Raw genomic sequence first — 14,254 nt, forward strand, 5'->3', positions numbered from 1 at the left:
CCCTATGCCCGCTGCTACCACCACCACGGCCCCCGCCACCCGGCCTTACACCGCCGGCTTCTGGCTGATGTGCCTGTCATCGTTCCTGTTTTTTGCCAGCTTCAACCTGTTGCTGCCCGAGCTGCCCGACCATCTCACCCGGCTGGGCGGGGGCCAGTACAAGGGCTTCATTATCGCCCTGTTTACCCTCACGGCGGGCCTGAGCCGGCCGTTCAGCGGCAAGCTGGCCGACACGGTGGGGCGCATTCCGGTGATGGTGTTCGGGTCGCTGGTGTGCTTCATCTGCGGGTTTTTCTACCCGTTTGCGCTCACGGTCACGGGGTTTCTGGGGCTGCGGCTGCTGCACGGCTTCAGCACGGGCTTCAAGCCCACGGGCACAGCCGCGTTCATCGCCGACATTGTGCCCGTGGCGCGGCGCGGCGAAGCCATGGGCTTGCTCGGCGTGACGGGCAGCCTGGGCATGGCCGCCGGTCCGGCCTTCGGCTCGTGGGTGGCCGAGCATTACTCGCTCAACACCATGTTTTACTGCTCCAGCGCGTTGGCGCTGCTCTCGCTGCTGGTGCAAGGCACCCTCACCGAAACGCTGCCCCAGGCCCAGCGGCAGCGCTTTAGCTTTTCGCTTCTCAAGCTAAACTGGAGCGAAGTACTGGAGCCCCAGGTGTTTGCACCGGCCCTCACGACGCTGCTGTGCATGTTTCCGTACGGGGCGGTGCTGACGGTGATACCCGACCAGAGCCGGCTACTGGGCCTGGCGGGGCCCACCAAGGGGCTGTTCTACATCTGCTTCACGTTGGCCTCGCTGGCGGTGCGGCTGGTGGCGGGCAAATCGTCGGATACCTACGGCCGGGTGGCGGTGCTGCGGTGGTCGGCAGGCATCTTGGCCGGGGGGGTGGCGCTGCTGGTCTGGGCCCCGTCGGTGCCGGTGTTTCTGGCCGGCGCGGTGGTATTTGGGCTGGGCACAGGCCTGAATTCGCCCACGCTCTACGCCTGGACCATTGACCTGAGCCACCCCGAGCGCCGGGGCCGCGGCGTGGCCACCATGTACATCGCCCTCGAAACCGGCATCGGCGTGGGGGCCCTGCTGGCGGGCTGGGTGTTTGATAACCAGCCCGGCCGCCTGCCGTGGGTGCACGCCGCCAGCCTGGCCAGTGTGCTAGGGGCCCTGGCGTTTTTGCTGCTGCGGCGCCCGGCCCCGGCGGGGGCCCCTGCGGCGTAAAAAAGACTGAAAAAAGCTGGATGAAGAATGCGGGAATTTTAGGCGAAGGCGGTAGTTTTAACCGCCCTTTCCTACTTTTTTCTGCTTTATTTGGATGCAACTATCTTTACTAATACGCTGTAGTGCTATAGTTATATTTATGGGCGAATCAGCAATCGCCCACGCCCAAAATGAGCCCATTAAGTTTGGTCAAATTGACGCCAAAGATTTGACGGCGGCACCATTTATGGCCGACAGCGCCGCCGGGGCCGTGGTGCTGTGCGACTACGGCCGCTCGCACCTGGTGGGTTACCGCGACGGTTTCCGGGTGGTGTTCGAACGGGTGACGCGGGTGAAGATTCTCAAGAAATCGGGCTACGACGCGGCCACGGTCGAAATCCCGCTCTACCACCGCGACGGCGACCAGGAGCAAATCACCAACCTGCGCGGCTTCACCTACAACCTGGTCGGCGGACAGGTGCAGAAAACCAAGCTCGACGCCACCGGCGTATTCCTCGAAAAGCGCAGCCCGCGCGTGAACGTGCGCCGCTTCACGCTGCCCAGCGTGCGCGAGGGCGCCGTGGTGGAGTACGCCTACACCTTGTCGTCGGACTACTTGTTCAACTTCCAGAACTGGGTGTTTCAGGGGCCCTACCCGGTGCGCTGGAGCGAGTACCGCACCAGTATTCCGGTGTTCTACAAGTACAAAATCATCTACCAGGGGCCCCAGCCGGGGCCCCTCGACCAGCCCTCGGTGGGCTCGACCAGCCTGGTGGTGGACCGCCAGTCGATCAGCATGGGTGGGGGCCCCAGCGGCTCGTACGCCATTACGGCCCCCACCGAGCAGCACCAGTGGGTGCTGAAAAACGTGCCGCCGCTGCGCGAAGAAGCCTATACCACCGCGCGGACCGACTACGAGGCGCGCCTCGACTTCCAGCTGCTGGGCGAGCAGTGGCCCGAGCAGCAATACCGCGACCTGGCCGACAGCTGGACGAAAATCAACGCCCGCTTGCTAGCCGACGAGAACTTCGGCCAGCAGCTGGAGCGCGGCGGCTTCCTGAAGGAGCAGATGGGGGCCCTGGCCGCCCAGCACCCCGACCCCGCCGCCCGCGCCGCCGCCGTGCGCCAGGCCATTATGGCCACCGTGCGCTACAACGGCACCAACCAGTACGCCACCGAGGCCAACCTTCGCAAGGCCTACGACGCCCACAGCGGCAGCTCGGCCGACGTGAACCTGCTGCTCATTGCGGCCCTGCGCCAAGCCGGCCTGCCCGCCCAGCCGGTGCTGCTGAGCACCCGCAGCCACGGCCGCGTGAGCCAGGCCTACCCGCTGCTCGACAAGTTTAACTACGTAGTGGCCCTGGTACCCGATGCCGACGGCAAAGACCTGCTGGTGGACGCCACCGACCCCGCCCTGCCCTGCGGCACGCTACCCGAGCGCTGCCTCAACCAAACCGGCCGCCTTATTGCGCCGGGGCCCGGCGCGGCCGACGGCCGCTGGGTGGACCTGCGCCCCAGCCAGCGCCACGTGCACTTCCGCCAGGCCCGCCTGACGCTGGACGCCCAGGGCGGCCTCGCCGGCCAGGTGCACGAAGAGTACGCCGGCTACGCCGGGGCCGACGCCCGCGGCGAGCTGGCTCAGCTCGGCGACAAGAAGTACGCCGCCCAGCTGGCGCGCCAGCACGCAGCCTGGGCCCTGGCCCCCATAGCCGTGGGCGCCCGCGAAGAAGTGCACAAACCCCTGGCCCTGGACTACGCCTTCACCCGTGCGGCCGACGATGGGGCCCCGGCGGGCACACTGTACCTGAGCCCGCTGCGCGAATTTTTGGACGGCCAGAACCCCTTCACTCAGGAAGACCGAAACTTCCCCGTCGATTTTGGGGCCCCGCAAGAGGAAACGCTGCTAGTAGCCCTGGCCCTGCCCGCGGGCTACGAGCTGGCCGAAACCCCCAAGCCCGCCGTGGTGGACCTGCCCGACGACGGCGGCCGCTTCGTGTACCAGGTCACCAGCCTCGGGGGCACGGTGCAGCTGGCCAGCCGCCTGGCCCTGCGCAAGCCCGTGTACTCGGCCGCCGAGTACGCCCACCTGCGCGAGTTCTACCGCCTTATGCTGGAAAAGCAGGCTGAGAAGCTTGTCATCAAGAAAAAAGCCTAACCCGGGCCCCGGCCCTTGGGGCCCCACCCATCCTTACCCCATCCCTTTCCATCCCCCTTCTTTTCTGCGTATGATTGCTTCGTTACTTTCCTCGCGCCGCTGGGCGCTGCTGCCGGCCCTGCTGGCTACCACCGGGGCCCTGGCCCAAGCCCCGGTCGACCCCATCAAGCTGGGCAAGCCCGACCCGCTGGACTTCAAGGCCGAATCCTTCAAGGGCGACAGCGCGGCGGCGGCCGTGGTGCTGTGCGACTACGGCGTGACGCGCTTCCGCCTCAACGGCACCAGCTTCCAGTTCGAAACAGACCGCGTGACGCGCGTCAAAATTCTGAAAAAAGCCGGCTACGACGCCGCCACGGTGCTCGTGCCGCTCTACCACCGCAACAACTCGGAGGAGCGCCTCAGCGGCCTGCGCGGCACCACCTACAACATGGTGGCCGGGCAGCTGCAAAAAACCAAGCTCGACATCAGCAAAACCTTCGTGGAAGACCGCACGGCCAACCTACGGGTGCGCAAGTTCACGCTGCCCGACGTGCGCGAAGGGGCCGTGATTGAGTACGCCTACACCGTGACGTCGGACTTCTTGGTAAACCTCCAGGATTGGACGTTTCAGGGGCCCTACCCGGTGCGCTGGAGCGAGTACCGGGCGGCCATTCCGGAGTACTTCGACTACAAAATGCTGATGCAGGGCTACGTGCCGCTGGCCGTGAGCACCCGCGAGGAAGGCGGCGGCCAGTACACGGTGCACACCGCGGGCGGCTTCGCCGAGGGCGGTGGCAGCTTCCGCGGGGGCAGCGGGCGCGAGGCGGCCAGCAACGACGTGCTCACGGGGCGCGTGACCAACTACCGCTGGGCCATGAAGGACGTGCCCGTGATGCGCGACGAGCCCTACATGACCACCACCGACGACTACGTGGCGCGCATCGACTTTGAGCTGGCCGGCACCCACATGCCCGGGCAGGCCTACCAGGCGGTGCTCGACACTTGGGAAAAAATCAACACGGACCTACTGGACGACAACGACTTTGGCCAGCAATTCGGCCGCGGTGGCTTCCTGAAGGAGCAGGTGCAGGGCCTGGCCGCCAAATACCCCGACCCCACCCAGCGGGCCGCGGCCGTGCGGCAAATCATCCTGGCCGCCGTGCGCTACAACGGCACCAACCGCTACGCCACCGATGGCAACCTGCGCAAGGCCTACGACGCCCACAGCGGCAGCTCGGCCGACGTAAACCTGCTGCTCATCGCCGCCCTGCGCCAAGCCGGCCTGACGGCTCATCCCGTGCTGCTGAGCACCCGCGCCCACGGCCGCGTAAACCAGAGCTTCCCGCTGCTCACCAAGTTTAACTACGTGGTGGCCCTGGTACCGCTGGCCGACGGCAAGGACCTGCTGGTGGACGCCACCGACCCAGACCTGCCCTGCGGCACGCTGCCCGAGCGCTGCCTGAGCCAAACTGGCCGCCTCATCATGCCCCAGGCCAGCGCCAGCCGCTGGGTCGATTTGAGCCCCAGCCAACGCCACGTGCACTTCCAGCAGGTGCAGCTGGCGCTGGACGCCCAGGGCGGCCTCGCCGGCAAAGTGCACGAAGAGTACGCCGGCTACGCCGGAGCCAACGCCCGCGGCGAGCTGGCCAAGCTGGGCGAGAAAAAGTACCTGGCCGAAATTGGCCGCCAGCACACGGCCTGGGCCGTGCCGCAGGCCGCCGTGGCCAAGCACGAAACGACCGAAGCCCCGTTTGCGCTCGACTACTCCTTCACGCAGCCCGCCGACGACAACGCCACCGCCGGCACCTTGTACCTGAGCCCGCTGCGCGAGTTCGGCTCTAGCCAGAACCCGTTCCGGCACGAAGACCGGCAGTACCCGGTGGACTTTGGGGCCCCGCAGGAGGAAATGCTGCTCGTGGCCCTCACCCTGCCCGACGGCTACGAGCTGGCCGAAACGCCCAAAAACGCCATCATCGACCTGCCCGACGGCGGCGGCCGCTACCTCTTCAACGTGGCCACCATTGGCAGCACGGTAAATTTCACCAGCCGCCTGGCCCTGCGCAAGCCCGTGTACTCGGCCGCCGAATACACCCACCTGCGCGAGTTCTACCGCCTGATGCTGGAAAAGCAGGCTGAGAAGCTCGTCATCAAGAAGAAGGCCTAGTACCGCCTTGCGGGGCCCTATTTTATTGGAATTATATAGTTTATGAAAGCTAAGAACTTGCTCGCACTGCTGTTCGCCGTGCCCTTGAGCGGCGCTCCGCGCTTCGCCCCGGTGGGGGCCCCCGAGCCGAAGTATTCCGTGGCAACCATTCCGGCGGCCCTGCGCGAGGGGGCCCACGCCGTGCTGCGCGCCGACGACGAAGTGGTGACCGTGAAATCGGCCGGCCGCCTGGTGCACACCGTGCACAAAGTCATCACGGTGCTCGACGCGGGCGGCGACGCCTTCGGCCGTACCACCGTGGGCTACGACGCGCTGAACGCCATCGGCTACCTGCGCGGGGCCGTGTACGACGCCGATGGCCGCCTGCTGCACCAGCTGCGGGCCAGCGAAATCCGCGACCAGGGCGTAGGCGACGCCGGCGGCAGCCTGATGACCGACGTGCGCGTGCGCTACGCCGACCTGCGCCAGCCCCAGGTGCCCTACACCGTGGAATTTGACTACGAAGTGGTGTCGGACAATACCCTCTTCTACCCCACCTGGCAGCCCCAGGACGAGGAAGGCCTGGCCGTGCAAAGCGCCACCCTGCGCGTGAGTACGCCCGCCGCCCTGCCCCTGCGCTACCAGGAGCGGCAGTGGCCCGCCGGGGCCCCCTTGCAGCACACCCGCGCCGGCAGCCAGGAGCAGTACGCCTGGGCCCTGGCCGACCGCCCCGCCCTCGACGAGGAAGACAACGCCCCGCCCCTGGCCGATACCACGCCCGGCGTGGCCCTGGCTCCCGGCGCCTTCGAGGTGCAGGGCCACGCCGGCTCGGCCAGCACCTGGCAGTCGTTTGGCCAGTGGAACTACGAGCTGAACGCCGGCCGCGCCGTACTGCCACCCGCCACCATCGCCAAGGTGGCCGAGCTGATTAAGGACGCGCCCGACCCGCGCACCCGGGTGGCGCGGCTGTATAACTTGCTGCAGGGCAGCACCCGCTACATTTCGGTGCAACTGGGCCTGGGTGGCTGGCAAACCTTTCCGGCCAGCGCCGTGGCCACCAGCGGCTACGGCGACTGCAAGGCCTTGAGCAACTACACCATGGCGCTGCTGGCCACTGCCGGCGTGCCCGCCTACGTGGCCCTCATCGGGGCCGGCTCCGACCACGCCGACCTGCGGCCCGATTTCCCCAGCAACCAGTTCAACCACGCCATTGTGTGCGTGCCGCTGGCCAGCGCCGGCCGGCCCGATACGCTGTGGCTGGAATGCACCAGCCAAACCACCGCGCTAGGCTACATGGGCAGCTTCACCGGCAACCGCCACGCGCTGCTGCTCACGCCCAAGGGCGGGCAGGTGGTGGCCACGCCCCGCTACCGCTGCGCCGACAACCGCCGCGAGCGCCGCATCGACCTGTACCTCGACGCCGCCGGGGCCGCCACGGCCACCGCCCGCACCCTGCGCACCGGCCAGGAGCAGGACACCTACGCCCAACTGCTGCACGAGCTGGGCCCCACCGAGCAGAAGCAGTACGTGGCCGAGCACCTGCGGCTGTCCACGTTCACCATCAGCAGGTTTGGACTGGCGGCGGCGCCCGGCGCGGGCACGCCCGGGGTGGTTGAAACCCTCGGGCTGGCCCTGCCCGGCTACGCCCCGCCCAGCGGCAAGCGCGTGTTCGTAAGCCCCAACCTGCTGAGCCGGCTGCCCGCTTTGCCCGCGCAAGTCGGCACTCGTCAAACGGCGCTGTGGGTGCCCCGCGCCAGCCTCCAGGCCGATACCGTGCAGCTGCATTTCCCCGCCGGTTTTCAGCCCGAAACCTTGCCCGCCCCCGTGCAAATGGCCACGGCCTACGGCAACTACTCGGCCCAGTACCAGGCCCTGCCCGACGGCACCGTGCGCTACGTGCGCCGCCTCGAAATGCCCCGCTTGCACCTGCCCGCCGCGTCCTACGCCGGCTACGTCGATTTCCGCCGCAAAATCAGCGCCGCCGACCGGGCCCAGGTGGTACTGTTGAAAACCGACGTGTAGCCTGCCCACAGTACGCTACGCGTCACGCATTACCAAGGAGCGCGGGCTTGATAGTCCGCGCTCCTGCTGTTTTATGGGCCGTTGAAAGTCCTTTCCTAAACGTACCTTGGGGCTGGATACCAGTCCCACTTTTCGCTCGTTAACGGCCCATGACCTCATTTTTTACCACGACGGGCCTGGCCACCCGCGCGCGCGGATTGGGGGCCCTGGCCACACTTTGTTTCCTGCTCCTTGCTACCGGGTCCGCCCGCGCCCAGCAAGCCTGGTTTGCCGACCAGCCGCTGGCGCGGACGGCCGCTGCCCGGCTGCCCCAGGCCCTGCGCCAGGGCCGCACCTTGGGCATCGACTTGCCCGCTGTGCGCGCGGCCCTGCGGCCGGCCGGCGCAGTGCTGCGCCTGCCGCTGCCCGAGGGCGGCACCCAGCGCTACCGGGTACGGCCAGTGCCGGTGCTGGCCCCGGCGCTGGCCGCACGCTTCCCCCAAATCCAGACCTACGAAGCCCAGGGCCTCGACGACCCCACCGCCACCGCCCGCCTCGACGTGGGGCCCACCGGCTTTCACGCCCAGGTGCTCAGCGCCGGCCGGGCTTACTACATCGACCCGGCCGGCGACAGCGCCCACGCCGTGGCCTTTAACAAGGGCGCTGGGGCCCCCGGCGATGGCTGGGCGTGCCTGACGGGCGGCCGGGGCCCCGGCGCGGGGCTGGCCGCCACGGCTGGGCAGCCCAACGGCGCGCAGCTGCGCACGTTTCGGCTGGCGGTGGCGTGCACGCCGGAATATTCGCTCACCCAGGGCAACACGGTGGCGCGCGTGCTGGCCGCCGTGGCTACGTCCATCAACCGCGTGAATGGGGTGTACGAGCGGGAGCTGGCCGTGCGCCTGGTGCTGGTGGCCAACGAGGACCAGGTCATTTTCCTCAGCGGCGCGGGGGCCCCAGCAGCCAACCCGGTGTACTCGAACAACAACGGCACGGCCATGCTGGGGCAAAACCAGACCAACCTCGACCGCATCATTGGCACGAACAACTACGACATTGGGCACGTGTTCAGCACCGGGGGCAGCGGCATTGCCTACGTGGGCTCGGCCTGCGACCCCACCGAAAAGGCCGGCGGCGTGAGTGGCCAGGCGCGCCCCACCGGCGACGGCTTCGACATCGACTACGTGGCCCACGAAATCGGGCACCAGCTTGGCGCCACCCACACCTTCAATGGCACCGGCGGCGACTGCGGCGGCGCCAACCGCTCGCCCGCTTCGGCCTATGAGCCGGGCAGCGGCGCCACCATCATGGCCTACGCCGGCATCTGCGCCCCCGAGAACGTCGTGGCCAACAGCCTGCCCTACTTCCACTCGCGCAGCTACGACGAAATCCTGGCGTTTCTGGCCACCCAGGGCACCTGCGCCACCGTTACGAGCACCGGTAACCGCCCGCCGGTGCCGGTGGCGGGCCCCGGTTACCGCATCCCCCTGGGCACGCCCTTCGCCCTCACCGGCCGGGCCACCGACCCCGACGGCGACGCGCTGACCTACGCCTGGGAGGAATTTGACCGGGATTCCGTGACTTCGCCCATTGCCAGCCCCACCGGCAACGCGCCGCTGTTCCGGCCCTTCGCGCCCAGCCTTTCGCCCACCCGCACCTTCCCGCAAATCAGCGACGTGGTGAACAACGTGCAAACCATTGGCGAGCTGCTGCCCACCTACGCCCGGCGGCTGCACTTCCGACTGGTGGCCCGCGACAACCGCGCCGGCGGCGGGGGCGTCGATTACGACTCGCTGAGCCTGGCCGTCGTCGGCACCGCGGGGCCCTTCCGGGTGCAGCAGCCCAACGCCGCCAGTGCGCAGTGGCAGCCCGGCACCAACGCCGCTGTGGTCTGGGACGTGGCTGGCACCGCCGGGGCCCCCATCAGCACCGCCCAGGTCGACATTCTGCTGAGCACCGACGGCGGCTTCACCTACCCTACCGTGCTGCTGGCCGGGGCCCCCAACACCGGCGCGGCCACCGTGGCCGTGCCCGCCGGCACGCCCCTCACTGCCAACGCCCGGGTGATGGTGCGGGCCGTGGGCAACGTCTTCTTCGATATTTCCGACCAGAACTTCAGCATCGTGCGCGTGCTGGCCACCCAGCCCGGCGCCACCGCGGCCGGGGCATCGGTGTTTCCCAACCCCAGCACCGGCGCGGCTACCCTGGCCCTGGCCAACGCCCAGCGGGGCCCCGTAGCCCTGCAACTCTTCGATGCGCTGGGCCGCACCGTATGGGCCACCCAAGCCACCAAAACCACCGACACCTGGCAGTACCCGCTGGATTTAGGCCCCCTGGCGGCGGGCGTGTACGCGCTGCGCGTAGCCCTGCCCGCGGGGCCCCTAGTGCTGAAGGTGGTTCGGCAGTAGCGGGCGAAACCGGAGATGATTGGCTTAGCACTGGCTTAGCAATTTTCAAGTTTGAGGGCCGCTAGATAGGATTCACTTGAAAAATGAGAATAGCGCCCGTCAAGAAATCTGAGCGCAAGAAGCTGACGGGTGGAGCACCGAAAGACCCATACGTTGGTGCGCACGAACTGCTCCGCTTGCTGGCCCGTGATGGCCTTACTTGCGCAAGAATCTACCCCATCGCCCTTTCCTTTTGAGAACCTCGTTCCTTTGCGCCCACTGCCAACATTTGTTTGGGTGGTTGTTCGTGCTACTCGTGCTGGGCAAGCCTACTGGGCTGGCCGCACAGGGCTTAGACAAGACCATTCTGCTGCAAGGGGTGGGGCCGGTGCCCTTACCAGTCAAACCGGATATTATCAGCACCACGATTACGCTCACCGAGCAGCCGGAAATCATCCTGACCGCCCCGGTTGAGACGGGCCTGCCAGGCTCGTCGTTTCAAACAATCGGGCTGGCTACTAGCCGGCTCGGCAAGGGGAAGCTCGTGGTGTTCAGCACGGCGGCCTATTTTCGCCAGCCCCTGGTGCAAAATGGCCAAGTACAGAAACTGCTCGTAAACTGCCTCAACTGGGGCAGTAGCGCGCGCCCGAAGCGCGTGCAGGTGTGGGGCGGCGATGGCACGCTACGTAGTTTTCTGACCCAGCAAGCCGGCGTCAAACTGGTTGGGACCGCCACCGCCCTCGACGTGACGGCAAATGTGTTGCTGCTTAATCAGGAGGTAACCGATACGCTGCTGCTACGCCCGCTGGAGCAATTTGTCCGGCGGGGGGGCACCCTGCTCTACGGCTTTCCGCCCTCCAGCAACCCCAACGCGCCGGGGCAGCTCAATCGCCTGCTGGTCCAAGCCGGGATTTGGCAAAGTGCCTATTACACCTTGCAGTACCCCACGGTGCACTTTCTGAGCGCGAGCCCCGCCCCCGCGTACCTGGGCATGCGCAATATCCTGCACAGCCTGCGCACGCACCACTACCCCACCGTGGGGCCGTGGCAGGGGGGCGAGCTGTTTGGCTACACGCTGGAAACGGCCGTGGCGCAGTTGGCGCCCACCTCGCCGGTAGTGCAGCAGTTGCGCCACACGGTGTATTACAACTCCGACTCGCTGCTGGTGCCCACCCCGGAACGCCCCCTCGAGCAAGGCAAAGGCCCACGGTACTTGGCTTACCAGGTGCAGCACCGCCTGCTGGATAAGGAGCTACGTGCCCACCTCCCCCCCACGTACCAGGCCCCCGCGGCCGCTACCTTTCCCGGGGCCGTACCCGCCGCGGCCCCCCGCCTCACGACGGAGCTGGCGCTGCCGGTGCGCGTGGGCCCGCAGGGACTGCTGGAACCGCCCCCCGGCTACCGCCGGCCGCACAGTACGGGCCTCTACGTGCCGGCGGGAGAAATCGTGCGTATTTCCTTGTCGGCCGCGGATGCGCACCGGCACCTAGAGGCCCAGATCGGGGTGCACGATAACGATGCGAGCCACTTGGCCACGCTTACCCGCGAGGCCTTTAACCTGACGCGCCGCTTTGAGCTCACGCAAGGCCACACCGATATTTACTCGCCCTACGGCGGGCTGCTGCTACTCAATGTGCCCGATACCTCCACGCTCCACGTGGTGCGCCTGCGCGTGCAAGGCGCGGTGCAAGCCCCGCGCTTTGAGCGCGGCAAAACCAGCCTGGCCGAGTGGCAGCAGACGATTCGCCACTACCCGGCGCCCTGGGCCGAGCTGGCCAGCGATAACATCAGCCTGACCGTACCGGCGGCGCGCATCCGCGCGCTCGACAACCCCGAGCAACTGCTGGCCTTCTGGGATGGCGTACTCGCCACCGAAGCCCAACTCGCCGCCCTGCCCTTGCCCCGGCGCCACCCCGAGCGCCTGATCGTCGACCAACTAGTATCGAGCGGCGCTTACATGTTTACCGACGCGGAAAAGATTGTGGTGCCCAACGACACGTATGGCTGCCAGAATATGTTGGACGTGAACTACATGCAGCAAAAGGGCTCCTGGGGGCATTTCCACGAGCTCGGGCACCGGCACCAGTTTCATGGCATCGACTTCAGCGGGCTCAAGGAAGTCAGCGTCAATCTCTATACCCTGTACGTGTTTGATAAGTTGTTGCACAAAGGCCTCTATCAAGAGTTTGGCCCGAAAAGCCGGCAGCAGGTAGCCGAAGAAGTAACGCGTTACCTCGACGATGCCCCTTCTTTTGAAAAGTGGCAGGCCAATTCGTCCCTGGCCTTGTGCATGTACCTCCAACTAATCAGTTCCTTCGGTTGGGGGCCTATCGAGCAGGTGTATCGGCAGTACCGGCAACTGCCGCGCAGCCAATACCCCGCCACCGAAGCGGCCAAGCGCGACTACTGGTTTTCGGCTATCTGCGCCGCTACCCGCCACAATTTAGGACCCTTTTTTAAGTTATGGCGGGTGCCCATTAGTCCGGAAGCAGAGAAGGCTGCCGCCGCCTACCCTAGTTGGCTGCCCCCAGAAATGCAACCTAAATAGGTGCAACGGGTTGTTATCAAGCCTCTCATTGTCTAGTCATGGCCGTTGTTTGAACGATTTTACACACTGCAAACGGTCTTTCACAACACGTAAAACCACTCGGGCAAAGCCCCCCACATCCCCCCTAAAACTTATACCGCAACTGCGCCTTCACTTCGCTGCGCACGGGGCCCCCAATGGTTTTCAGGCCGGTGCCAATAGTGGCTTGATGGCAGTAACAGGTTTCGGCGCAGCGCAGCCACAGCGTGGGAACCATCAAAACCACCGACGCCTGGCAGTACCCGCTGGATTTAGGGCCCTTAGCGGCAGGCGTGTACTCGCTGCGCGTGGCCCTGCCCGCGGGGCCCCTGGTGCTCAAGGTAGTGCGGCAGTAGCTGATGATTTAATTACTAGGTTTTAAGCCAATCCTGATTAACAGGACATCTTTGGGAACTGACGCTGGCCAAATATCCGCGGCCAACAACAATGCCTATCGTTCATTCGGTAGGACTACTAGATTTTTGTCTACTGCTTTGAATTAGCTCACGGGTTTGCATTATGCCTTTTTTCTACAAAACCCTGCCCGCTGCTCTTAGCTACGCGGCGCAGGGCTTCGGCCGCCTGCGCTTACCGCAAATCATTCGTTGCGGACCGTACGCGGCGGGCAATGGCGCTGTTGGCCTCGGGTTATTAGTCGGGGCCCTCTTGGGCCTGTCTGCCTGCAAGGCAAACCAAGCGGGGGCCGCAGCTCCCGGGGCTCGGCCCGCAACGGCTCAACTGCCGCCGTTCGACCCGGCGGGGGCCAAGCAAAAATTGGCCATTGCCCCAACCAAAGTGATGATTTTTGGTCTTGGCCACCTCGATACTGCGCCGGCGACGTTTCAAGTCAGTTGGCTGGAACCTGTTTTGTGCCGCCTACGGGCCTACAAGCCGGACATTATCCTGACGGAGGCCATGCCCGGCGAGCAAGTCATGGGCTTAGAGGCGTACGCGGCTTACCACGGCGATGCGGGCAAGTACGCTGGCCCAACCTTGCAAATGGCGAAAGCGGCCCAAGCCGACCTGCACCTAACCGCTGCTCAAGCACTGGTGCAGGCCAATGAATTATGCAAAAAAGGCGACCTGACCGCAGCGGAACGGCGGCGTCTGGCGGGCTTATTTGTCGCGGCGGCCGAACCGTTGTCCGCCGCCGTTCAGTGGCTGCGCTTGCCGGCGGCGGAGCGCATCGGGGCCGATGGCATTTCCCCGGCCCTGGCTAAACAGGTCACCCTTTGGGCCGGTCTGCGCAACGAAATGGCCTCGGTGGCGGCTCGCCTGGCCGCGGACCTCGGGCTGGAGCGGGTGTACGGGGCTGGGGACCACCTCAGCGACGTTGCCCAACCAGACTTTGCGGCGTTCAAGGCCGCCGTCGCCGCCGAGCCCGGCCAAGTGGACTTGTTCAACCACAACACACCCACATTTCGGGCAATACCGGAGGAAGCCATGAAGCTCGCCACGGCCGCGGAAGTCATGCCCGTCCTAAAGTGGAAAAACTCCCCGCGCTTCGCCGCGCTGGACGCCGATGCCCAGTGGCTGTCGATGGGCCGCAGCGAGAAGATGGGCCGCGTGGGCCGGCAGCGGCTAGCCGCGTGGGAAGCCCAAAACCTGCGCATGGCCGTGGCCATCCGTGAGGCCACGGCGCCGATTGCGGGCGGCCGGGCCCTCCTCATCGTAGGCGCATCGCACAAGCCATTTGTGGAGGCTTACCTGCGCACCTTCGCCGATGTAGAGCTGGTTTCTGTTCCGGCCCTGCTGGAGTCAAAACCTACTGGCTGCACGGAATAGCGAGACCAAGCAATTTTTCAATCTTCAGACTAATAAGTAGTTATTT

At 66.1% G+C, this 14,254-nt stretch carries 8 protein-coding genes; all 8 read left to right on the forward strand.

Going from position 1 to position 14,254, the window contains the following annotated elements; translation table 11 throughout:
- The first annotated feature begins 4 nt into the window (after window positions 1-4).
- The 8 genes from EAH73_RS03490 to EAH73_RS03520 all read left to right on the forward strand — a co-directional run bounded on the left by EAH73_RS03490 (window position 5) and on the right by EAH73_RS03520 (window position 14,208).
- Window positions 5-1,216: an MFS transporter gene (locus EAH73_RS03490; protein WP_140465084.1), complete on the forward strand. Its 1,212-nt coding sequence runs from the start codon at window positions 5-7 to the stop codon at window positions 1,214-1,216.
- A 139-nt stretch (window positions 1,217-1,355) separates the two neighbouring features.
- A complete protein-coding gene (locus EAH73_RS03495) occupies window positions 1,356-3,350 on the forward strand; it encodes a transglutaminase domain-containing protein (protein WP_161599439.1) in 1,995 nt (664 codons plus the stop codon).
- Window positions 3,351-3,420: 70 nt separating this feature from the next.
- Window positions 3,421-5,493 carry a DUF3857 domain-containing protein gene (locus tag EAH73_RS03500; RefSeq protein ID WP_140465086.1) on the forward strand — a complete coding sequence of 691 codons (2,073 nt, stop codon included), beginning with the start codon at window positions 3,421-3,423 and terminating at the stop codon, window positions 5,491-5,493.
- A gap of 42 nt (window positions 5,494-5,535) precedes the next feature.
- Window positions 5,536-7,494, forward strand: coding sequence for a DUF3857 domain-containing transglutaminase family protein (locus EAH73_RS03505; RefSeq protein WP_140465087.1), 1,959 nt, complete (start codon window positions 5,536-5,538; stop codon window positions 7,492-7,494).
- A 149-nt stretch (window positions 7,495-7,643) separates the two neighbouring features.
- Window positions 7,644-9,878 (forward strand): reprolysin-like metallopeptidase, encoded by a 2,235-nt coding sequence (locus EAH73_RS23835; RefSeq protein ID WP_140465088.1) that lies wholly within the window; start codon window positions 7,644-7,646, stop codon window positions 9,876-9,878.
- 232 nt (window positions 9,879-10,110) lie between these two features.
- Window positions 10,111-12,405 carry a M60 family metallopeptidase gene (locus EAH73_RS03515; protein ID WP_140465089.1) on the forward strand — a complete coding sequence of 765 codons (2,295 nt, stop codon included), beginning with the start codon at window positions 10,111-10,113 and terminating at the stop codon, window positions 12,403-12,405.
- A 245-nt stretch (window positions 12,406-12,650) separates the two neighbouring features.
- The gene (locus tag EAH73_RS23840) at window positions 12,651-12,779 is read left to right on the forward strand and encodes a hypothetical protein (RefSeq protein ID WP_262711070.1); all 129 of its coding nucleotides are present in this window, start codon (window positions 12,651-12,653) and stop codon (window positions 12,777-12,779) included.
- A gap of 442 nt (window positions 12,780-13,221) precedes the next feature.
- Entirely contained in the window at window positions 13,222-14,208 is a 987-nt protein-coding gene (locus EAH73_RS03520) for a DUF5694 domain-containing protein (RefSeq protein ID WP_140465090.1), read from the forward strand.
- The last annotated feature ends 46 nt before the right edge of the window (window positions 14,209-14,254 follow it).

It is taken from the genome of Hymenobacter nivis, assembly GCF_006439025.1.
Lineage (GTDB): Bacteria > Bacteroidota > Bacteroidia > Cytophagales > Hymenobacteraceae > Hymenobacter > Hymenobacter nivis_A.